Source organism: Bythopirellula goksoeyrii (genome assembly GCF_008065115.1).
Classification (GTDB): Bacteria; Planctomycetota; Planctomycetia; order Pirellulales; family Lacipirellulaceae; genus Bythopirellula; species Bythopirellula goksoeyrii.
On record NZ_CP042913.1, the window covers coordinates 3,951,360 to 3,971,879 of the forward strand.

At 53.6% G+C, this 20,520-nt stretch carries 20 protein-coding genes and 1 pseudogene; 8 read left to right on the forward strand and 13 right to left on the reverse strand.

Features of this window, described 5'->3' with window-relative positions:
• Positions 1–54 precede the first annotated feature (54 nt).
• Positions 55–264, forward strand: coding sequence for a hypothetical protein (locus Pr1d_RS15665; RefSeq protein ID WP_148074405.1), 210 nt, complete (start codon positions 55–57; stop codon positions 262–264).
• Between the two features lie 54 nt (positions 265–318).
• Here Pr1d_RS15665 and Pr1d_RS15670 read toward each other — a convergent pair whose 3' ends face one another.
• From Pr1d_RS15670 to Pr1d_RS15710, 9 genes are all read right to left on the reverse strand, one after another.
• Entirely contained in the window at positions 319–1,365 is a 1,047-nt protein-coding gene (locus tag Pr1d_RS15670) for a DNA-methyltransferase (RefSeq protein ID WP_148074406.1), read from the reverse strand.
• The gene (locus Pr1d_RS15675; protein WP_148074407.1) at positions 1,358–1,819 is read right to left on the reverse strand and encodes a hypothetical protein; all 462 of its coding nucleotides are present in this window, start codon (positions 1,817–1,819) and stop codon (positions 1,358–1,360) included. The genes Pr1d_RS15670 and Pr1d_RS15675 overlap by 8 nt, the downstream gene beginning before the upstream one ends.
• Positions 1,816–2,751, reverse strand: a complete 936-nt coding sequence (locus Pr1d_RS15680) for an ArdC-like ssDNA-binding domain-containing protein (RefSeq protein WP_210417734.1) — start codon at positions 2,749–2,751, stop codon at positions 1,816–1,818. Before Pr1d_RS15680 ends, Pr1d_RS15675 begins: the two co-directional genes overlap by 4 nt.
• Positions 2,752–2,757: 6 nt before the next feature.
• Positions 2,758–5,436 (reverse strand): methyltransferase, encoded by a 2,679-nt coding sequence (locus Pr1d_RS15685; protein ID WP_168205264.1) that lies wholly within the window; start codon positions 5,434–5,436, stop codon positions 2,758–2,760.
• Between the two features lie 256 nt (positions 5,437–5,692).
• A complete protein-coding gene (locus Pr1d_RS15690; RefSeq protein ID WP_148074409.1) occupies positions 5,693–6,169 on the reverse strand; it encodes a DUF3368 domain-containing protein in 477 nt (158 codons plus the stop codon).
• A gap of 3 nt (positions 6,170–6,172) precedes the next feature.
• Positions 6,173–6,445, reverse strand: a complete 273-nt coding sequence (locus Pr1d_RS15695; protein WP_148074410.1) for a UPF0175 family protein — start codon at positions 6,443–6,445, stop codon at positions 6,173–6,175.
• A gap of 77 nt (positions 6,446–6,522) precedes the next feature.
• Complete coding sequence (locus Pr1d_RS15700; RefSeq protein WP_148074411.1) at positions 6,523–6,882, reverse strand: hypothetical protein; 360 nt, start codon at positions 6,880–6,882, stop codon at positions 6,523–6,525.
• Between the two features lie 305 nt (positions 6,883–7,187).
• The gene (locus Pr1d_RS15705) at positions 7,188–7,529 is read right to left on the reverse strand and encodes a hypothetical protein (protein WP_148074412.1); all 342 of its coding nucleotides are present in this window, start codon (positions 7,527–7,529) and stop codon (positions 7,188–7,190) included.
• A gap of 246 nt (positions 7,530–7,775) precedes the next feature.
• Positions 7,776–8,003 (reverse strand): hypothetical protein, encoded by a 228-nt coding sequence (locus Pr1d_RS15710; RefSeq protein WP_148074413.1) that lies wholly within the window; start codon positions 8,001–8,003, stop codon positions 7,776–7,778.
• 907 nt (positions 8,004–8,910) lie between these two features.
• Here Pr1d_RS15710 and Pr1d_RS15715 point away from each other — a divergent pair.
• Both Pr1d_RS15715 and Pr1d_RS15720 read left to right on the forward strand, forming a co-directional pair.
• Positions 8,911–9,834, forward strand: a complete 924-nt coding sequence (locus tag Pr1d_RS15715; RefSeq protein WP_148074414.1) for an IS110 family transposase — start codon at positions 8,911–8,913, stop codon at positions 9,832–9,834.
• Positions 9,831–10,067, forward strand: a complete 237-nt coding sequence (locus tag Pr1d_RS15720; RefSeq protein ID WP_238476517.1) for a plasmid pRiA4b ORF-3 family protein — start codon at positions 9,831–9,833, stop codon at positions 10,065–10,067. The genes Pr1d_RS15715 and Pr1d_RS15720 overlap by 4 nt, the downstream gene beginning before the upstream one ends.
• 81 nt (positions 10,068–10,148) lie before the next feature.
• On the opposite strand, the gene Pr1d_RS15725 is transcribed toward Pr1d_RS15720, so the two are convergent.
• Complete coding sequence (locus Pr1d_RS15725) at positions 10,149–10,745, reverse strand: SOUL family heme-binding protein (RefSeq protein ID WP_148074416.1); 597 nt, start codon at positions 10,743–10,745, stop codon at positions 10,149–10,151.
• Positions 10,746–11,235: 490 nt separating this feature from the next.
• Between Pr1d_RS15725 and Pr1d_RS15730 the strand changes: the two genes are divergently transcribed.
• On the forward strand, positions 11,236–12,066 hold the full coding sequence (locus Pr1d_RS15730) for an alpha/beta hydrolase (RefSeq protein ID WP_148074417.1): 831 nt from the start codon (positions 11,236–11,238) through the stop codon (positions 12,064–12,066).
• A 157-nt stretch (positions 12,067–12,223) separates the two neighbouring features.
• Here the strand turns inward: Pr1d_RS15730 and Pr1d_RS15735 are convergent.
• Positions 12,224–12,532 (reverse strand): annotated as a pseudogene (locus tag Pr1d_RS15735) (transposase); the annotation flags it as partial.
• A gap of 603 nt (positions 12,533–13,135) precedes the next feature.
• Here Pr1d_RS15735 and Pr1d_RS15740 point away from each other — a divergent pair.
• Both Pr1d_RS15740 and Pr1d_RS15745 read left to right on the forward strand, forming a co-directional pair.
• Positions 13,136–13,882: a PEP-CTERM sorting domain-containing protein gene (locus Pr1d_RS15740; RefSeq protein ID WP_148074419.1), complete on the forward strand. Its 747-nt coding sequence runs from the start codon at positions 13,136–13,138 to the stop codon at positions 13,880–13,882.
• 125 nt (positions 13,883–14,007) lie between these two features.
• Entirely contained in the window at positions 14,008–14,304 is a 297-nt protein-coding gene (locus Pr1d_RS15745; protein ID WP_210417735.1) for a hypothetical protein, read from the forward strand.
• Positions 14,305–14,493: 189 nt separating this feature from the next.
• On the opposite strand, the gene Pr1d_RS15750 is transcribed toward Pr1d_RS15745, so the two are convergent.
• Both Pr1d_RS15750 and Pr1d_RS15755 read right to left on the reverse strand, forming a co-directional pair.
• Complete coding sequence (locus Pr1d_RS15750) at positions 14,494–14,862, reverse strand: hypothetical protein (protein WP_148074420.1); 369 nt, start codon at positions 14,860–14,862, stop codon at positions 14,494–14,496.
• 325 nt (positions 14,863–15,187) lie between these two features.
• A complete protein-coding gene (locus tag Pr1d_RS15755; protein ID WP_148074421.1) occupies positions 15,188–15,718 on the reverse strand; it encodes a hypothetical protein in 531 nt (176 codons plus the stop codon).
• Positions 15,719–16,483: 765 nt separating this feature from the next.
• On the opposite strand from Pr1d_RS15755, the gene Pr1d_RS15760 reads away from it, so the two are divergent.
• Positions 16,484–16,858: a hypothetical protein gene (locus Pr1d_RS15760; protein ID WP_148074422.1), complete on the forward strand. Its 375-nt coding sequence runs from the start codon at positions 16,484–16,486 to the stop codon at positions 16,856–16,858.
• A 313-nt stretch (positions 16,859–17,171) separates the two neighbouring features.
• The gene (gene cas9, locus Pr1d_RS15765) at positions 17,172–20,435 is read left to right on the forward strand and encodes a type II CRISPR RNA-guided endonuclease Cas9 (protein WP_148074423.1); all 3,264 of its coding nucleotides are present in this window, start codon (positions 17,172–17,174) and stop codon (positions 20,433–20,435) included.
• Positions 20,436–20,520: the final 85 nt, after the last annotated feature.

Consider the following 20,520-nt stretch of genomic DNA (forward strand, 5'->3'; position numbering starts at 1 on the left):
TGATCTGGGCAAGGTCGATAGCAATACTATCACGAGACGCTGGTATAGCAGTGCATGCGAGACTTGTGTGGAACGATGAGTTGGACCAACTTCAGCGACTTTCGACTCGCAGAAACTGATGGAGGTGACGGAGACCTCTGCAGTAGCGCCATCACATCGACAACGGGCAAGCGTTGGGTCATGGATCGCTTGCGCGGGCGAGAATTTGAGCGTAATGAAGGATTCGTCTATGCACCACATTTAGAATTGCCTCACTACAATTGAACGACGTCTATTCTCAAGTTGGCAGCCTTGCAGTAGTAAAGAAAGTTGGCATGTCTACTGCAGGAACATCTCCCGCTGACGCTCTTGGGCGAGTCGATCTTTGATGAGGTCTACGAAGCGTGCCTCTTTCTCAATTCCTAGATATCGACGCCCCAATATTTGAGCAACGCGAAGCGTGGTACCAGTTCCGCTCATGGGGTCGGCGATGAGGTCACCGGGGCGGGTTGAGCAAAGCACAATCCGCTTCAGCATTGCTTCCGGCAACTGGCACGGGTGGCCTTCCACTCGTTCAGAAGCATTGCCCACCAGCCTAGGTATCTCCCAGACATCGTCGGGCACACGAGGTCCGGCCGCCCGCTTGTCACCACTGAGCATCCGCTGCGACGGGACACGAATCTCGTCAGTAAAAAACGGGGAGAGTTTTTCGTCCATCACATGATAAAACAGATGCCGGTGCCCACTCGGATACGAGGTCTCACGATATTGCCCAAACGTCTCCCGCCAGATGATGCGATTACGACGCGGCAAGAGTTTCGAGAGCATGATTCCCATCTCGTCCGCCCATTTCTCGGGACACAAGAACCACAAGCTTCCCGTGGGAGTGAGTCGTTCGACAGCAAGCTGTGCCAGGCGTTCCATCTGACGCAGATAGATTTCTGGTGGCAGGCGGTCGGCCTGACTGCCACTGCCATAGTCCAGGCCGATATTATATTGGGGGTCTATAAATAGGCATTCTACGCAGCCAGACGGAATTGTAGGAAGCAACTCATAACAATCCCCGTGCAACACTTCGGACAACAACTCTCGGCTGGGGAGGGTAGGGGGGGTATCAGGTGTTGGCTCTGTATTGTCTGGGATTTCAGTAGGTTGTGAGGGTGGTTGGAGACCAGCGCTCCAATCAGTCTGGGTCTCACATCCGGTCTGCCCCAACGGTTCGCGGTTTTGAACAAGTTCCGGAAAATCTGCCGCGTTGTTGTTTTGCCACTGGAGGGCTTCGCGGATCTCATCGAGCACATCTCGTAGGACACGCACTTCATCGCGTAGCGAATCGACTGCCGAGCCTAGTTCTGTTTCGTCTCTGCGAGGTTGCCGGCTAAGCATGGTCCTCCCTGCTAGGAGTGTCTGGAGTACTGCGAATCTTACTGGCAGCTTCTTGGGCCGTCGTTTCCGCAAGTCCCCCTGAGCTGACCAGGTAGAACTTAGGCCGCTCGGCAGGGGAGAGAATCACGTTGAGTTTGTCCTCACCGCTCCAGTATCTGATGACAGCCCGGGCATAGGTCGCCTGGCCCGCTGACTCACATTCCATCGCAAACAAGTGTGTGCCATGTTCTCTAAGAATCCAGACCATCAGTTCGTCTGGGTGAGCTTCTAAAATCGAAAGGTCATGCTGATAGAGGTCATTTTCAAAGGCGGCAGGCCAGCCAACCCGCACGGCTTCCGCGAGCATCGCTTGCAAGCGTGGGTCAGGTGACAAGAGGGCCTCGCGTTTCATGGTCGTATCAGGCCCGGGGAGGCTAGCAGCGTCGAGTGGTTGTGTTGAGGTTTGCTGAATCATGCCTGCTCCTGTTTGCTTTTCTTAGCAAGCAAAGCCCCCAAGATGTCCGCTGCCGTTTTCTGAATCAGCTCCAGGGAGGAGGATAAAACCTTGGCGTCTCCTTGATAGAGCTGGATGTAGTCACTGGCATGACTGCCACAATCAAGTCCAACGGCACGGCTCACGACAAACGCCACAGCCTCGGCCTCTGTTTCGCGTTGAATCTTGGTAGTCGAGGTTCGTTTGTCAGCTTTGTGTAACTTTTCGTGTGCGTACTCGTGGACCAATACCGAAAAATCCTCGGCGGCTGAAAGGCCGGGTCGAATGGTGATCGAGCCACCCCGCGACACCCCTTGGGCACCTCCGGCAATTTCTGCGTACTCCAGCTTAATATTTCGCTCGGTGACCAGCTCTCGCAAACGAGCCAGATGGTCTCCGGGGTCACCACGTATCGCAGCAAACTCTGCGAGCGGCTCGCCGTCGGTTTGCGAGATGTCAAACACTCTCACTACCTTGAAGCGAATACGAGGGGCGTCCTCGCCGTCAGCGGACTCGTTCTTGGCTCCAAAAATCATCGGAGCAATAATGCCAATTCCCTTTTCGCCCTTCATGACGTAGCGGCCCAGCTTCTTCCAGGCGTTAAAACCCGCCAAGTGGGTGGCGTCCGGCCGCTGGAGACAAATCAGCATCACATTACTAAAACTGTAGTTGGGAAAAGTTCCCATCGTCGCGAGTAATTTGACCAGCGTATCACTTTTTCCAGCCTTGAGGTCGCTTTCCAAGTCCGACAAGGCATCCCCTGCCAGCTTGAGAAACTCAGCCCCGGTCTTGGCCAGCGGCAAGTCACTGGGTGCTGTCAGGTTTTCTAAGTCGAGTTCCTGGGGTGCGGACTCGCAGACCGTCATGCTTGGTAAGCCGGCATCTTCGCGGTATGGATGTTGTTCGTTTCTCATAAATGTTTACTCCCTTTCAATCGTTAAAATCCGTGTGCGAACGCCCGTTTCTCGAAATGCTTCTCTTCCTTGAAAGGCATCTTCGGGGAGCGTTTCGGTTTCTCCGCCGACCTCAGCGAGCCACTCGCGAAACGCGGTACTCTGTTTGTCAGAACGAAAAAACGGTCCTTCAGAAATCACTGAGACAAGCCGTCCGCCTGGCGTGAGTAGCGAGTAAGCGTGCTGGATGTGCGTCATGTCGGAACCGTTTTCAAACGGCGGATTCATGACGATCCGGTCGTAGGTTCCTTGGTGCTGGAGAAAATCTCCCAACTCGACTGCATATCCCTTGGTAGAGAGCACGTCTGAGAGCGACCGGTTGTATTCAATCGCCACCAGCTCAACACCTGGGCATTCTGCTTGGAGGGCGTCGAGGATGTCTCCTTTGCCGCAGGAGGGTTCCAGTACTTTGTGTTGGGCTTCGACCTTGGCCAGCTCCAGCATTCGCTCAATGACAGGCCTCGGCGTGGGAAAAAATCCGGGTAGCTTTTTACCGATGAGTTCCCGCTCGGCAATCTGAACGGGGGAGTCGCCGCGTGCTTCCCCGCGATGACCGAGATATTCCCTCAGGGCTGCTCGCAGCTGATGGATATCCGTGATGCCGGCACAATTGAGCCGCTGGTATTTTTCCAGCGAGGAGGCGACCCGTTCGGTATCAACGCCCACCGCTTTAGCTCGCCCCACAAAATCAGAGAGGGCCCCAATGTCATGCTCGCTCTGGAAGGTGACATACTCCTCCTTTTCGCGCGCGAGCCGTTTTCGCATTTTCTCAGCGGCCTGTTTGACTCCTGTTTGCTGGCGGCAATCGCGTACCAGGTCTTCCAAGTGGCGTTTATAGATCCATGGAAACGGATACTCTGCAAACCGAATCGTGGCCGGTCCGATCGGTTCCTCTTCCAGGGGGTCGAGTCGTCTCCCCTGCAGAAAAGTAGTTTCACCCTCGGTGCGTTGTTCGGCACGAACACGGGCCCACTTGGCGAGATACAACACGGCGTCGAGTGTCTCGACATGCGTCTTGTGACGGATGCCATCGAGATACTTGGCCTCTCCGCGTGAGAGGGCTTCGGCAATCGAGTGCAGGGTGCGTGACATGGCCTGGTCCGCGTAGCAGCGTCCTCGGACTCCGGCTTGGATATCGGAGCGTCTGGGCGTGTTCTGCAAGGCTTCCTTGCTTTGTTCCAGCGACGCTGCAGCCCGCGAAAATAGTTCCTGGGCCAGTTCATGGAGCCGCTCAGCAGCCGTTAGTTCCTGGCGTTCTTTTCTCGATTCCAAGACATCCGTCCGGTCGGCGTCTTCCTTGAGCAGTGAGCAAAACCGCTCCGCTTTTTCCAGCTCCAAAAACTGAAAGCCCGCATCCGTCTTCTTGAAACTCGAGAACCAGCCTCCCAGCATCTTGGCTTTACGATTAAGTTCGTTGAAGGCGTCTCGCTCGACGCGCGTAGAAAGTTGCACTATCCAGAGCGGGCATTGGCGTTTGTCATGAAAGCCTTCCTTCAGCTGAAACTCGATGGCGTGCAGCTCCTCGCTTTGAAACTTACTGACGCAGTTCGGAGCAGCTTCAGCACGAACCTTTCGCGTCATGTCGGCACGCAAGCGGTCGTAGAGGGCAAGTTGCTCATCCGTGAGTTCCTCTTCTCCTTTCTCCCGCAGAAAGGTGTGAAACTCTAAAAGCGTTTCTGGATTTTCCAGAGCCTTTTCATGTTGCTGAGTGGCTGCTTGGCGTTTTTCAAATTCCCGGGCGTACTCTCCAGCGCTAACAGCTCGGACCTTCTTGGCGACGGCCTCCTGGTAGGTCTCGCCACTCAGAGGGCTGTAAGAGACACTTCCCTCCAGCACAAAGGAGGAAAGCATTTTGGAGACGACGTGGGCGGCGTTCTCCTCCTTGGTCGAGCGTTTGGCACTCCAAGAGCCAAAGCGAGAGGCCAGCACGGCAAGTTCCTTGGCCTTGAAGCGAGAAAGTAGTTCTCCCTGCAAACTATCCTGGCTGGCATGCAGCTGTTCAAACAGCTTGTGATAATCTTCAAACGGGACGCTTCCGGCGTGAAACTCCCGGTAAAACGTCTTAAAATCATCAAACGTGAAGGGCAGAAGTGGAGGAGCCGGTGCTGGAACACGGTCGGCTTCTGTAAGCCCTGCTTCGTGCTTGAGATTCGCAGCTGTGATGCTTTCCGAAAGGGGGCGACCCTTGGTGGGCCGCTGGGGATTAGTCTCTACAGCAGGATAAATCTCGCCCTTATAGAACCAGATGCCATTCTTGCCACCGGGGAATTTGACGCAGACTTCTTCTTTGGCGTGACTAATACCGACCACCTGGCCGAGTTGGGTATGGTCTTTGCTAAAATAGGCTTCCACATGATCAAGGCGTTTGATGATGAACCGATGGCTGGGTCCGTCGATGTCATCACGGATGCGGTCGACAGTGATGGTATCTCGGTCATGCAGGAATTTTGCCTCGGGCCATTCATGGTGAGGAATTCCGCCGTAAGTGAGTTGCCTCTCGGGACGGACCAGCGGCAAGGCCTGCCTGGCTTGGTTCGCCGGTGGGGGCTGGGAAGTCGTTTCAGCGACATGCTGCACTTCAGCACGCACGGGCGTTTCAAAATCGAGCGTTCGTTGTTGGTACATCATGGGTTGTTTGTTCTCCATCGGTTTCTCTCCGTTATTAAATGCGGTCGTTGATTCGACCACACAAAACTTCAGCCACGGCAAGTCAAGGGGAAGTCTCGCCACAGGCGAGCAGCAGCGAGTCCACGAATGCTTTTGCGCTCGCGGCCCTTGACGCCGTGGTATCATGAAAAGTTGTCGAAGAAGAATCATTCTTCCATCGACATCACCAGGAGAGAGGCGTTCTTAGAGAGGATAATACTACGGAAGAAATCGCTACTCAAACTTGAGCAGGGAACTATTCGGAGCCGTGTTTCTTGAGCAAATCCGCAAAGAGGGTAGGGGAGCGGTGAAAATTCGTCTGCTCCAAGGCGGCAAAAGCATCTGCGAGAGAGACCAACCCGGAGTTGGCGGCGTCGACGAGGACGCCCAGGATTCCGGTGACGAGGAAGCCTTGGCTGCGCGCGAAACGAACGGCGGTTCTTTCATCGATGAGCAGGACGGTGGCCTGGAGATCGCGGGCCAGGGCGATCGCAGCGGCTTCGCCCGAGTCGAGAGCGGCAAGTTCGTCGGCGATGTGTTGCGGGGCGAGGACTTCAACCCAGGCGGGGAGCGCGGCGGCCCAACCTTGGACGGATTCTGGTGAGTGAGGATGAGAGAGTTCGTCGAACACAGCCGGAGGAATGAATACGCGGCCGTAAAGCTGCTGAAGCAGCGTTTGTTGCCCAATTAAGATGAGATAACAAAGGGGGGAGGTGTCGGAGACGACAATCATCGTCTACGTCTCTTGGTTGCGGAGTTCGGCGAGCTGCTTGGCCTCTCGGAATATTTCGTCGACCGTCGGCAAGTCCTCGGTGACATTCCAGCGATTGAGCACGTCGTTGACCTCAAAGCGGGTCATACCAAGAGCCGTGGCAAGCTGGTGCTTGGTGATCCGCTCCTTGCGGTAGAGATCGACCAGGAGTGCCTCCTTGGCCAGTTGATCGAGGTCAGCGATTTCTCGCCGGAGCGATTCTTCGAGGGTGGGGGGGAGTTCAATGCAGACGGACATAGGTTTGATTCCTTTTGAACAATTATAGCACGTCAAGAACAGCGGAGGCAAACGCCCTTCAGGAGGACTTTGCGGTGTTAGACAAGTTTCGTTGACTGGGATCCTACTTGGGTGAAATCCGTGGACAAACTGTAAAACTCTCCCTCCGGCAGAAAAGCAGAGACACTCACCAAGGAGGCAATTTCAACGATTTCGGGAAGCACTTGGTAGTAGAAGCCGACAGATTCAATTTCGAGATAGCGAACCTCCGGCGGATGTTCACTCAGGGGGGAGGGGGTCGATTCCTGATGACGGGTTTGAATCGCCTCCTTGATGGCGGGAACCAGGCGTCTGGGTTCGAAGCGGCAGTCGCGGGCGAACTGGTCGAGCCTTTCTGGCATATGTAAGAAGACGCAAGCAAACTGTTTGCCGGCGATGTCTGGATGGATAGGTTTCATAGTTTCCTCCTGGGGTTAAAAGTTTTCATGGGGCCACCCAACTTTTATCCCAGGAGGGCGGAGCCTTGCGGGGCCCAAGCATGACAGTGCTGGGGAGGGCAGGGGGCATGACAGGCTCTGCCTGGCGTGAGACGTGCCCCCAAGCTCAAGGATGGGCCTTGCGGCGAGCCGCCACAGAAACCCCAGAGAGAACTGCGGGGCAAACAGTTCTCATGCAATCTGTCAGGAAGGGAGTCGTCCGAGGAGACGATGGACTCACGGAATGGACCTCGGAAACAAATCCTGTGGTGCGGATTGACAAGGGGTCATTCCAGTTCTGTGGTGAATTCGGCCAGGAGATCCTGGGTAGGCTCGAAGATGGCTTGGGAGCGGGTTCCCACGATGTCCCCAACTTTCACGAGTTGGGGGAGGAGTTGGTAGTAGAAGAAAAAGTCGTCGATGTGGAGTTTCCAAATCGGGCGAGGATGGTTGTTGTGGTGTAACGCTTTGGCCTCGTCGTGGCGGGTAAGAATTGCTGCAACGATGCGTCCCCAGAGCGTATCTCCCTCGATGCCTGCTTCACCCTGGGAAAAGTGATCGAAGGCAGCATTGAGTTCGTAGATACTCTGGATGAGCTTGTTCTTGATGGCGGGCTGGATGGGTTTCATCGTTCTCTCCTTGGGTAAAAAAGTTTTCAAGAGACGACAAACTTTTACCCAAGGAGGGTGGAACCGGGCCTGACGAAGAGAACAAGCTGCGTTGCAGGGGAGGGGGGAAGGATGGTCACTGCTTGGGGTGAGACGCTCGTAGCGAGCCTCCCGGATACTTTGGAAAAGAGGCCAATGGCGTGCAAAATAGGACCTCATAGAAAAACTATTCTCAGGAAGCCCTCGTCTCGCAAGAAACTCAGTCTCTCAGGAAACTAAGGCGGGGCGAATTTCGACCTCGTAGCAACTCGGACAAACGCCGATATGGGTAAACCAGTCTTGCTGGCTGATATCCTTCGGAGAGAGATCGGCTGCCTGCATAGCATCGCGATACTCTTCGATCTCATCCACAGAAAACCAATCTGTGGGCAATGCCTCGACATGATCGTAATCGTCGCGGTCACAAAACATACAAACTAAGCGTATTTTTTCCATCGGAAACTCCCTTCGTAAAAAGGCCGCTAACCCATAACGGGAGGGCACAGAAAAAAACCTTGTGGAATGCACGCCACCGGCTCGCACTGTGGCCCAGAGGGCGACACTACGAGCAGATGGTTTCCATGAAGGGAAGTCCCAGCCAACGGTATCAGGAAAACAAGGACTAAGCTAGTTTTGGCAAACAGTATTTGATTTTCGCGTGCGGGGCATGCTATACGAAACGTTAGAGGAGCCCAAGGATTGGCTCTTCGACTGTTTGTTGGTCGTAAAACGCTTTGAAGCAGTGTTCCGTCTGGGAAACACACCCGGTAAACTGGTCACCAACCAGCTCAGGGAATAATGGGGTTAACCTTCCATTTTTGTGTTTCGCCGGTAGCGCTGAGTACGCCGAGAGGTGTTCGCTCAGTTCGAAGGAGGCTTCGTGAAGTAATCTCAAAACCGCTCGCTCCCTTTGTAGGGGAGAGAAGACGCTTGAAGTAATCTCACGATTCTATCCGATAGTGATTTTCTTGCCCCCGGTGCGGGGCGATACAGAAAAACTTGTAGTGGTGTTCTGCTACAAGCCGTCAGTTTTCAAATTGGTGTGACGACTGTTTCATCAAATCCATACGCGGGGTGCGCAGGCCTAGTGCGGCGTACAACGTTGTCCAGTGTCGGGAGCCACAAGCCTGGTGACAGGCTGTGCCGGAACGTGACGGTTTCGGGTACCGGGGTAAGTCCTCGGACGTGAATAGCTCAACGATTCAAAAGGCCCGCGAGGGCCTACTGGTAAGTGTTTGGAGAGTCGATTGCCAAAGATGTTCCAAGGCTGCCATAGCAGACTTGGAATGGGGACAAGCGGATGATTCATCGGTAAGGGGAGCCTCTAGTTCCGTACCCTGAAAGCTCATAGCCCATTGCCATCATGCTGGAGCAGTCTCGTGGAGCACTCATTTACGCACTTATGTTCCGCGAGAACGTGCTGCTCTATCCGATCAACCCCAAGCAATTGGCTAGCTATCGAGAAAGCTATCCCGGGGGTGGCAAGAGCAATCCCACGGACGCCATGTATCTGGCGCGGATGCTATGTGAGCGAATCACAACGTTGAAAGCCTGGAGGCCTGACGACGAAGATACGCGGCTGATCGCCAACTTGTCCCAGCAGCGACGAAAGATCGTGGACGGTCAAACGAAACTACGACAGCAGCTAATGGCCGTCTTAAAATCCTATTTCCCGGTCGTTTTGGAGCTTTTTGGCAAGCAGCACCAGCTGCCCTTGTTGCTCAGTGTGCTGTCCCGCTGGCCCGATCCTCGCGAGCTCCGTCGCGCCGATCGGCGACTCATTCGCCGCGTCCTTTGTGATCATGGCGTACGCAACGAACAACAGCAGAAGGAAATCATCGAACGTATTCGTGCTGCCCACTTACTGACCCGAGATCATGCATTGATCACTCCCTCGGCGATGGCGGCCAAGCTCTTGGCCAGCCAGATTAAAGAAGCAAAGAAGGCGATCGAGGAGTTCGACGCCGCGATTGACAAAGCGATGAACCAACATCCCGACGCGCACTTGTTCACAAATCTGCGTGGTGCTGGTTACGTCCTAGCGCCACGCCTGCTCTGCGCGTTTGGCTCTCAGCGCGACCGCTGGGAGGATGCCGACCAACTGGCGTCGTTCAGCGGGATCGCACCTGTGACGAAGCAGAGCGGCAAGCAGCGACACGTCCACCGGCGATTCGCTTGTCCCAAGTACCTACGGCAGACCTTCCACGAGTTTGCCGAGTGTGCGCGTCGGTATTGCCCGTGGAGCAAGGCGCGATACGACATGCTTCGCGACCGCGGCATGAAGTGATCTTCGAGGGCTACCCACCAATCGATCCGAAAGCGAAGTACCCGATTTGCCTGGAAGGCGAGCGTGCCTGCCCGCCTGAGGATGTCGGCGGTCCCTGGGCCTATGCTGAGTACCTGATGGTAATCTCTGATCGGAAACACGAACTCCACGAAGATTACATGGAGTGGCGAGGCCCTTTCGATGCCGAAGCCTTCGATGCCAAGAAGGCCACGCGGCAGATGCGAAAGCGATAAAATTGTCCGACGGAGAACTGAGGCTGACCAGAGCATTGGCAAAATGATGACGCAGGCGGGCTTGAGTCAATGTCGCCGAAGTCAGTGCAAGCGAATGAGTGCTTCATTACGTCGAAGCGGGCCGGGGGTCCAAGGAGGATCATATCCGGCCAGGACGGTCTCGCCGTCCCCGACTAAGCCTTTCTCTTTCATCCAATTCCGCAGTTTGTCTTCAGCCGCGGCAATCGTTTTGCTATCCATTCGTCCGGCGAACCGGATGACCGCAAATTTTCCTCCTGCCCGTTTTCGGATCTCCACTTTGTCGTCCGATGGATCGGGAATGGTTTGCTCCGCGACTTGCTTCGGCAGCACAAACCCCATCTGGCCCTCGGTGTCTGCCGTATCCTGTTCCATGAACACGGGCGTTGTCATCGCGACTTTCTGCTTCAGCTCGTTTTCTCCGCTGATGTAGTCAAATAATCGCATGAAACTGCCGTCGTTGCCTTGAGATCCCTGCTTGATGTCAGTCGTCGCCATCATCAGATCTGGATACTCACGTATCTCAAAGGAATCATCCGATTCGAGCACCGTGTATTCGGCACTTTCGTAGGCGCTTCGTGAAGTCAGCTTCCAGCCGAAATAGACAACCACGACAACGACAGCGGCAATGGTCAGATGAATCATTTTCTTGACGGACATTTTTTGCTCATAAAGGGGGAGAATGCTGACGGTAGTGTTATTCTTACCGTTGGCAACATTTTGGCCAGATTCTTACGCTAAGCTCCACCTCCCCCGCCGAACCGCAGTCAGTGGGAATCACCTCGCTCAGATCAGGCTCCACCGAACTCGCAGAGGCTGGACCAACTTCGGCAGATTCGGTCCGCCTAGACTCGCAGAGTTGTCTCCTAGGCGAAAGCACTTCAGTGGCTTGGCAGAATCCCTCCCAGATGTCGAAGATGCCAACTCAGCGCGTTTGGTTGCAGAGGACTCCGATCATCCATACAGGCAGAGCGCAGCAACCTGCAGGTCAGTAAGCGCAGCGTGGATAGGGAATGACTTGCACCAGGCAAGAGCGACCGTAGAATAGCAAACACGGAAATTAGGTTACCTAGACTAAGCAGTGGAATTCGGTTGCAATCCAAGCCTTAGTGTGCCTGCGGACGCGAGATCGCAAATAGGAACTCTTAGGGTGAAATCACGAAAGCAACTTCTGACGGTATGGGTATTGATTTGTGGTGCACACGCCAGCTTTGCCCAGGACGCTGCCGATCTCAAAGCAACCTATCATACGAAGGCTGATATTCCCTATCGCACTGGTGAAGACCTTTCCAATTACAGCAGAGAACGTTGCCTGCTGGACGTATACTATCCGGACAAAGCGGGCTTCTCGACGATCGTTTGGTTTCACGGTGGTGGACTAACGGGCGGCGAACGTTTTGTGCCTCCGGAGCTAAAATCGCAGGGTGTTGCCGTCGTAGCAGTGAACTATCGATTGCATCCTAAGGTGAAGTCACCCGCGTACGTCGAAGACGCCGCAGCAAGCGTGGCATGGGTCTTTGAGAATATTGAGGAGTTTGGCGGAGATCCAACCAAGATTTTCGTGAGCGGGCATTCGGCTGGAGGCTATCTGACCAGCATGATCGGTTTAGATAAAAGCTGGCTGGCGAAACACAACATCGATGCGAATAAGATTTCTGGGCTGATTCCCTATAGCGGTCATACGATTACGCATCTCACAGTCCGAGCGGAGCGAGGGATCGACGAAAAGCAACCTGTTGTTGACCAGATGGCGCCGCTGTTCCACGTGCGGAGCGACGCGCCGCCGATTCTGTTCTTGACGGGGGACCGCGATTTGGAAATGCTTGGGCGTTACGAAGAAAACGCCTACATGTGGCGGATGATGAAAGTGGTCGGGCATCCCGATGTCGAGCTTCACGAACTGCAGGGCTACGACCACGGGGAAATGGCCTTGCCAGCGCATCCGTTGTTGTTGAGATTCGTGCGGAAACACTCTAATTGAGGTGGGACTGGCAATCGAGATTCAAGGTGCATCGTGGGATAGTTTGCAGAACCAGTTCGCCCCACTTTTGTAGGATCGCGTTTTCATTTGGGCGCAGCGGGTGGACCACCTGGTCGATCCAGGGCCCTAAAGATTCATCAGCGCGGTGGGGTTGGTCCTATTTGCTGGCGATGTCGGTTTCCAAGCAGCCCACCTCACTACTTGATGCCGCTTGCTTTTCCGGCTGGCTCGCTCGGCCTCCGACCACGTGCCGCATGGCCGGATCTACGCACAACCACCCGGCGTCGTTGACATCTTCGTAGCCCGCCAGCCGGCTGGAGATCGACTGACGCAACAGGGGCACAAGCAAGAGCTGCTTGTTGCTACCCAGACGCGAATCGGTCAGGACATCTGCCCCCATTTCGGTGATCTTTTGGGCCTCGTCCAATTCGCGGTGAGCCAACAGACCAGCGTCGCTGGTGACCTTGCTGCCATAGAATCACAGCCTCACCCGACTGTCAAAACCTACCCGCAATTCGTCCTTTTCGGCGTCACCCAGTGGGTGTCACCTTGGCAAGTTGATCGTCCGGAGCCCTGTTTTTCCAGCGTTGGTACAAATCGCGTGCCAAAGTGTGGGAACTCAAATGAGAAATGCGGGCTGAAAAGCGACTCGACGGGAACCGATTCGCAGTTCCCAGCATCGGATAGGCAAAAAATTGGAGAAAATTCACCGTGTGCGAGACACGGGGGGAAGCGCGATGTTAAGCTAGCAAACATTTGAGGGTCAACCCATATGGGTAATCCCGGTCAAGTATGTAGACCAAGAGATTGTCTTCGGCTCTGCTTATCTTATTTGGTGATTGTTTTTGGCAAGATTTTGCTCGGTTGGACTTCACGAGAAAGGACTCAACTTGAGCATGATAGTTCCTACTCGTAGGAAGTCCGCAGCTTACCGAAACCAAGTCAGTGAGAGCGCTATGACCTGCGTTTATTATGTTTCTGACATTTCTCTTGCTAATTGGTAAAACTTTGCGATGAGATGTTTGTTGTTTCTCTGAGTTAGCCTTATTTGAGGGAGAGGGTGTTCCTAATGAAACTAATCTTAGTCAGAGGTTCTTCTTTTTTGGCCATCGCTGTGATGGCAACGCTCACGCACGCAGCCCATCTCTGTGGGCAACTTGGCCAGGAGTGTCTTGTCGATGGCAGCTTCACTACGGCAACTGCAGGAGGCCAGACCAGCAATAGCCCTTGGGTGCTTACCATCAACAAGCCTGACGGAGTTGGAACTTCCGCTCAATTTCAGGGTGGGTTTGCCAATGCTGAAAATGGTTCTGGAGGTGCTGGAGATGGTGGCAACGGAGTTTGGTTTAAGTCTTTTGAAGGTCAGCAGAGTGGAAATACTGCTGAGCCGAAAGCCTTTGCCATTGTCGTACAAACAGCGGTTGTACCAACCGCAGGCGATTACGTACTTCGCTTTGTAGCCGGGCGCGAGGGCAATTTTATGGCAAGCAATTTTTTCACGTCCCTGGGCTCCAGTGGAACCGGCGGTTCGACCTCCGTTGATTTGTTGACTGCCCCGATGTTATTGGGAAACATTGGAGGTGCAGCTTCTCCGGCGCTGGGAGGGAATCCCTTCTCCCTCAAGCTGACAGGCGTTTCTGCAGGCGACACTATCTCCGTTGTAGGCGGAATGGTCAACGGCATGGACTCAACCATTCCCGGTGGACAATCCGCTTTCCTGGACAAGTTCAGCCTGACACGCGTTCCCGAACCCACCAGCCTGGCACTCGTCGGCATGAGTCTCGTTGGTCTCTTGAACATGCGTCGTCGCTACTAATTGGTGTCCCGTCAGTAATCCTAGTTTAACCTCACCCGCCTGATTGCTCCCTGCAGTCAGGCGGGTGTTTTCTTGATCGAAGGCCGGAACGAGGAACACGAACGAAAGAGAAGGACAGTCGTTTCTTGCTGGCAACTCACTTGACGATTAGCGATTGTGCCGCGGAGGTGGTACGTGCTTTGAAAGGGCTCTTGAAGAGGCCGAACCAATTCACGGGCCTTCGTCACCACCTGACCCTGTGGCGAAATCTCCTGAACATCGCGAAAGAAAAAGGCCCGTTGCAGGTTTCCAAGTACACGCCTCCTATGGCAGCCTACTGGACTTCTGAAAAGATTCCCCACAATCGTGCTCTGCTCACCCACGGCACCAAAACGATGTTTGGCTTTGACGAACTCGCCACGTCGGTCGATGAAGAGGCGTAAGAGTAGGCGGCCTACGAAAGCTGCGCTACATGATGTGACCGCCAATGCGATTCACTGTCCGCTCCGCTCCCCTGGAGTCGAAGGAGCGATTGCGTTAATGATGCTGCGAGTTGGCAGGATGCCTTCCAGATCACCCGGCACACATTGAAGGATTGTTGAGTGCATGCGATTCGCCGCAGCTGACTATCTTTACTCTTTCTTCGCGGCCACACGACTGCGGCAGTAGTATGTGGCCTGAGTCACGAAGCACGGAGGATTATACGCTGAGGTCGCTCCACGAATGGCACTGCCGACAGCTTGGTCAGTGGCAAGCTGATCCCACCCAGGATGGGAATCAGATCGTTCATTCCTAATCTCGCCGTGGGTCTTGCCTTTTTTCTTCTGTGAGTGCATCCACTTGTCGCGTTCCTCGTCAATGGATGTGGTGAAGGCTGCTTGGTGCAGGAGACGGGTGCGATAGAGACCCGCAGCAGTAAACCCTCGAGAGCCTTTACGTCGCCACCCTTGTCCTGTCATGTCCGTTGTAGGAACTTGTCTATGGGCGAGCTTTCCTTGCACGTACGCGCACCTAGTCGAGGGCAGCCTTAAACCATTGTCGCTGGATTTCGACTTTAACGTAGCTCGAACAGTTTTCCCTCTTTCCTGAGCCAACTAGCTTCACCTGCGGCCCGGTCAATCTGGGCCTCCAGCATCTCTAGGGTGTAACTTAAGTCTGCATCATTGGGTCAGAATGCTTCCTGGATATCCCGGTCCTCTAGTAGCAGAAATTCCTTTGCATCCTCCCTTTGGGCGAGCCGACTGGTCAACAACCGGGGGAGATGAAGTTTCCCCAGGTGCTAGCCAGTCACGCCGGAGGCTACCCCATTGACTCAGTGTCTTGAGTCTACCGTTGCTTGACCATGGCGAGAATCGCCGCCTTCTCATTTTTCAGAGCGGTCAGCAGCGAAGAGGATTTTCCGAAACAGTTATTGGAGAATAGTTTTTGTAGGTCCGCTTCGACCCGCTCCCATCGCTCCAAAATAAGTGAAGGTTCCAGTCCCGTGCCATAGATCAACTTGCGGTGTAACTCGTCCCCCAAATCTGATATTGGTTTTAAGGCAAGCTCATCGAAACTTTCAAGATCTACCAGAATCCACAGCTGATGAAGGAACTTGCCAGCCTCCCCGAATACGGCATGGTGAGCCGATGAGTACATGGAGCCATTGCACAAAACCGCTTTGCTCTTGACGGCCTCAAATGCTTGCCCATGCTCCTGTAAGTGCGGGCCTGCCGTTTCAACAAATTGATTCAGACGTCTGATTGCCTGCTCGGCAGATACGGCTTTCAGTGTCCCCTTTCTCACCGAGCTAGCGAGTTGAGTCAGCTCTCGGTCAATTTTTTGGATGGCTTCGAAAAGTGAATCGTACCGTTTCATCTCTTCATTCTTTCAAAACCTGAACCGACCGACCAGAAGCAAATCCTGCTCGACCATCACCATTGGTTCCCAAAAAAGTGATTTGTCGAACCAACTTGCTTCACCACCCACATCGACAACACGTAGTCCTTCTCAGCGCGGATCTAAGTGACATGGGCCGCGGAGTGAGCTAGCACCACTTGGGCAGCTTCCCAGCCAAACCGCCTACGGATCTCAGTCGCAGCCGAATGCCGAAGTTGGTTTGTTGCCCAGCGACGTTCCGAACACCACCGTTACAACTCTTGGCATTCTTGAGCAGTCCATTCTACCAAGCCTTTCTTGGGGAGTGTAGGATGCAGGAATACTTGATCGCACGCTCGCTGGATGGCCCGTCGGTAGCTTGAAGTTTTGTCGTGTGCGCCTGCGAACCGCTTGCTCTGAGTTGCAACAGAACTTCCAGGGCGATTGTCGTATTCAATCGGTGTCTGGCGGTTAGCGTGTCTCTTGGCCCGCCAATTTCGCTCGGAGTCGCAGGGACCCAAGCAATAGTTTTCCTTGTCGCAAGCTAGAGAGCGGAGCAAGATTTCTTGGCACTTAGGACCTAGGGGAATCAGTCACTGCATGTCAACGTGCTCGGTCTTGTGCCATTGAGATTGTTAGGTCCAGATTGCATCCGTGCGGTCAATATCGCAAGGGCGGAGCATACAGACTTCTGCGGGCCGCATACCGGCGAGTCGCTGGAGTCACACCATCTCCGCATCGATTTCTGAGAAAAAGGGCAGGGTGGTGCCCACCACGTCCTCGGAGAGGGGTAAGATCTTCTTTGTCTCTTTGGCTCCACTCCGTCCCTGGCGGAGACCGGAGACGGCCTCTAATGCCTGTAATACTGCTGGCGGGATAGTTTCCTCTGCCACTGCTCATTTGAACATCCTCCGGATGCGTCCCACGGAGTCCTTGATAGACTTCCGCGATGGTCCTGCCTGGAACATGGTTTCACGAGAAGCCTTGAACGCCTTGGGGCCGAACTTGGTTCTCACCGTCGCCGCTGGTAACGGCTGTCGAGTTCTCCCCAAGGTCTTGGCGAAGAAGAATCACGTATCACGGATTCGCCAGGAGCGAGTGGTAGGAAGCACGTACGAGTTTGCTCCTTGCGGGTGGTAGGGATCTATGCGATGGCTGATTACCGGAGCCCGCTTGCGATGGCACATGGCTTGGCGGGTGCCTAGGTAGGTTCTATTTCTTGAGCGGACCGGCATACCCCACGTATTACTCTCCCCTTGGCTCGCGCATTAAAAAAGCTCGCCCTGCCTAAGCATTGCGAGCGGTCGCTCCGTAGAGCGTTGCCTGCGAATTTTTCTTCTTGTTACGAAAAGAACCGCAGACTGAGATTGGTTACACTTCTGGCCATTATTGCTATTATGAGCTGATTGTCAAACATTTTTTTAGCGACTTATCTGTTCGAGGATGCCACAGCATGAGTAAGGTCGTTCTTGGCCTGGATGTAGGCCCTCGTTCTATTGGCTGGGCCTTGATCAACGACGATCCTAAAACCCCCAACGATTCGAAGATTATCGATCTAGGCGTGCGAGTATTTCCCGAAGGGGTTGATGCCTTCGATACTTTCAAGGAGGTTTCCCGTAGCGAGCAACGCAGAATCGCCCGCAGGAGGCGGCGGCAACAACGGCGTCGCGCAAATCGGAGGCGAATGCTCAAGGGAACACTTCTAGAATTAGACTGTTGGCCAACGGACGAGTCAGAACAAGAATCACTCTACCAACTGGATCCCTATGTGCTCCGCTCCAAAGCATTGGACGAACAATTGACTTTGCATGAAATCGGCCGCGTACTGCTGCATCTTAATCAGCGACGTGGGTTTAAGTCGAACAAGAAAGAGCAAGCGAAAGCGGAAGCCAAGGCAAAGCGAAAACAGCCTGAGAATACAAATGTTCCCGACGCCGACAAGAAGCCGGAGGACCTGCTGCTGGAAATGCAAGAATTGGAGCAGGCGATCAAAGACTCCACGGCACGCACTCTTGGCGAGTACTTGTGTAAGAAACAACTTGCATTCGATCATGCCGTTCGCATTGAGGACGACCATATCCGAGGACGTCATACGCTTCGTAAAATGCTCATGGATGAGTTTGATCAGATTTGGAACAAACAAGCTCAGTACTATCCACTGTTTACAGAACAATTGCGCGACGGGAAGGTTGGCAGACAAAGGGATATTCACAAACCACTTCCTAAAGATAGAGTTTTTCTCGACAAGCAAGGGACGGTCAAGAATCCGCGTTTTGAGATGTCCGATTTAGAAGCCTTTGGGTTGTTCGGCCTCATCTTTTTTCACCGCACCCTCAAACCAGTGCCCAAAGAAATCGTAGGACTCTGCGAATTGGAGCCGAAACAGAGGCGATGCGCTCGTGCGGATCGACGTGCGCAATATTTTCGCCTTCTGCAAGAAGTCAATAACCTTCGCTATATCGACCCAGACCTCAATCAGGAAGGCAAACTCAGCGATAGCCAACGCAAGCTCTTGCTCAAGTATCTCGAAACACGAGAAAAGGCGACCTTTGACGAGATCCGCAAGACACTTGGATTGATGGAATCAATTACATTCAACTTAGAGCGTGGCAACAAATCTCATCTCAAGGGGATGACTACCGACTGGCTAATCGCCAAATCATACGGGAAAGATTGGCATGAACTACCAGGCGAAATCAAGAGTGGAGTTGTGGAGATTCTGATCAACAGCGTTGATGAAGAAGCAACCCACCAAATACTCACCAATCGATTCAGCTTCACTGCCCATCAGGCGGATGCTATTCAAGCAGTTGATCTCCCGGAAGGCTATAGCAAGCTCTCGGTGATGGCAATTGAAAAGCTCCGGCCCTTTCTCGAGCAAGGGATGGTTTACATGGCGGAGGACGTAAAGAATTCTGCTCTACAGGCTGCAGGATATTTCCGACGGGATCAGTTGCAGCGACGATTGTTTGACAAACTTCCTGATCCTCGTCGCACTGCCAGCAGCCCTATTGGCGATATTCCGAATCCCGTCGTGAAGCGGACGCTCACTGAAATACGCAAGGTTGTCAATGCGATTATTCGGGTATATGGCAAGCCAGATGTGGTTCACTTGGAAATGGCTCGCTCGCTCAAAATGAGCGCAGAAAAGCGCAAGGAGTACAACAAGCGAATTCGAGATCGTGAGAACGCACGCAACACCGTTGCCGAAACACTCAGGGAGAATGGTGCGCGACCTTCGCACGAGAGTATTCTGCGCTATCTCTTGTGGGAAGCTCAAAATCAAGAATGTGTCTATTCTGGGAAGCCTATATCGCTGAATCAATTACTTGGCGACGGAGGAGGTGTAGAGATCGACCATCTCTTGCCTTATCAACGTACTCTCGACGATTCTCAGGCTAACAAAGTTGTATGTTTCCGCACGTCCCATGCCGACAAGGGAAACCGGTCCCCGTATGAATGGCTCGCGGGGAGCGACAAGGACAAATACAGAGCGATTTGCCAGCGAGCAAAGCAGCTTGTCTATCCGAAATATCGGCGCTTTCTTCAAAAGGAATTACAACTCGACCATTTCATTGCTCGCCAGCTTACCGACACGTCCTACATAACCAAGGCGACGGCGGAATATCTCCAGTGTTTGTTTGAGAAAGAACATGCCGTTTTAGGTCTGAAGGGGCAACTCACCAGCGAATTGCGATGGCAGTGGGGACTTGAAACAGTAATCGAAGAGCTACCTGATAGTCCTGCCTGGCATGAGTCGGCCAATCTGCGACCTGGCGAGAAGAATCGTGCTGATCATCGGCATCACGCCATTGATGCTGTTGTTCTCGCACTGACCACTCGTTCTCGTCTTCAAAAGCTCTCACAGCTTGTGAAGTCCGGTGGTGCCAAGAAACATGGGGAAACCTTGGCCGATCCCTGGGAGAATTTTCGCGACGATGTTTTACAGCACATCAAACAAGTAAACGTCTCTCATCGGGTAGATCGCAAAGTTCGAGGAGCCCTCCACGAAGAAACTCTCTATGGTCGTACCCAAACCAGGGGTGAATGGGTTGTCCGCAAGCCATTGGAGAACTTGAGCGCAAACGAGATCGAGAAAATTCGGGACGAGACCATTCGCAATCTCGTTATGGTGCAACTCAAAGAGCATGGCGTGGAATTTGGTCGCGGTAAGAAGCCTGATAGAAAGAAACTAAAAGCTGCTCTGGCAAACATGACGATGCCTTCGGGAGTACCTATTAAGAAAGTGCGAATTCTTAGGAGTGAGCAAACGATTCGTCCCCTACGAGGCGGTGAGTCAGTTGCCTACGTCAAACCGGGCTCCATGCACCACCTCTGCCTCTTTGAATGGGAGGAAAAAGGGAAGAAGAAACGAGAAGCGGTGTTCGTTTCAATGTTGGAAGCGATTGACCGGCTGAAGAGCAAGCAGCAAATTATCCAGCGTACTCCCTCGGTAAATCACGAAACTATACCGGCAGAGGCAAGGTTTATTATGTCCCTTGCTAGTCGGGAAATGGTAGTCGTGAACGAAAACGATGAGCAACGATTGCTGACGTTCCAGACTGCCGCATCAACTATTGGCCAGATGCGATTTATCGCACATAACGATGCACGCAAATCAAAGAATCTGTCTCTTATTAATTTTTCTGCATCGACTCTTTCCGGCCGTAAGGTCACCGTTGATCCTCTTGGCCGCATCCGCTGGGCCAATGACTGAAAAATCATTACTCAGGGAATGGGGGATTTTCTTGGCAATTCCATTCTGTGCCTGTTGGAATAGAAGCACCGCTTCCAATTTGCGG

Bases quoted from the DNA above. Each gene is read 5' to 3' on its own strand.
- Pr1d_RS15695 (WP_148074410.1), bottom strand. From the start codon at position 6,445: ATGTCCGTCTGCATTGAACTCCCCCCCACCCTCGAAGAATCGCTCCGG.
- cas9 (WP_148074423.1), top strand. From the start codon at position 17,172: ATGAGTAAGGTCGTTCTTGGCCTGGATGTAGGCCCTCGTTCTATTGGC.
- Pr1d_RS15725 (WP_148074416.1), bottom strand. From the start codon at position 10,745: ATGTCCGTCAAGAAAATGATTCATCTGACCATTGCCGCTGTCGTTGTC.
- Pr1d_RS15675 (WP_148074407.1), bottom strand. From the start codon at position 1,819: ATGATTCAGCAAACCTCAACACAACCACTCGACGCTGCTAGCCTCCCC.
- Pr1d_RS15670 (WP_148074406.1), bottom strand. From the start codon at position 1,365: ATGCTTAGCCGGCAACCTCGCAGAGACGAAACAGAACTAGGCTCGGCA.
- Pr1d_RS15665 (WP_148074405.1), top strand. From the start codon at position 55: ATGCGAGACTTGTGTGGAACGATGAGTTGGACCAACTTCAGCGACTTT.
- Pr1d_RS15705 (WP_148074412.1), bottom strand. From the start codon at position 7,529: ATGAAACCCATCCAGCCCGCCATCAAGAACAAGCTCATCCAGAGTATC.
- Pr1d_RS15740 (WP_148074419.1), top strand. From the start codon at position 13,136: ATGAAACTAATCTTAGTCAGAGGTTCTTCTTTTTTGGCCATCGCTGTG.
- Pr1d_RS15690 (WP_148074409.1), bottom strand. From the start codon at position 6,169: ATGATTGTCGTCTCCGACACCTCCCCCCTTTGTTATCTCATCTTAATT.
- Pr1d_RS15680 (WP_210417734.1), bottom strand. From the start codon at position 2,751: ATGAGAAACGAACAACATCCATACCGCGAAGATGCCGGCTTACCAAGC.
- Pr1d_RS15685 (WP_168205264.1), bottom strand. From the start codon at position 5,436: ATGGAGAACAAACAACCCATGATGTACCAACAACGAACGCTCGATTTT.
- Pr1d_RS15710 (WP_148074413.1), bottom strand. From the start codon at position 8,003: ATGGAAAAAATACGCTTAGTTTGTATGTTTTGTGACCGCGACGATTAC.
- Pr1d_RS15715 (WP_148074414.1), top strand. From the start codon at position 8,911: ATGCTGGAGCAGTCTCGTGGAGCACTCATTTACGCACTTATGTTCCGC.
- Pr1d_RS15700 (WP_148074411.1), bottom strand. From the start codon at position 6,882: ATGAAACCTATCCATCCAGACATCGCCGGCAAACAGTTTGCTTGCGTC.
- Pr1d_RS15755 (WP_148074421.1), bottom strand. From the start codon at position 15,718: ATGAAACGGTACGATTCACTTTTCGAAGCCATCCAAAAAATTGACCGA.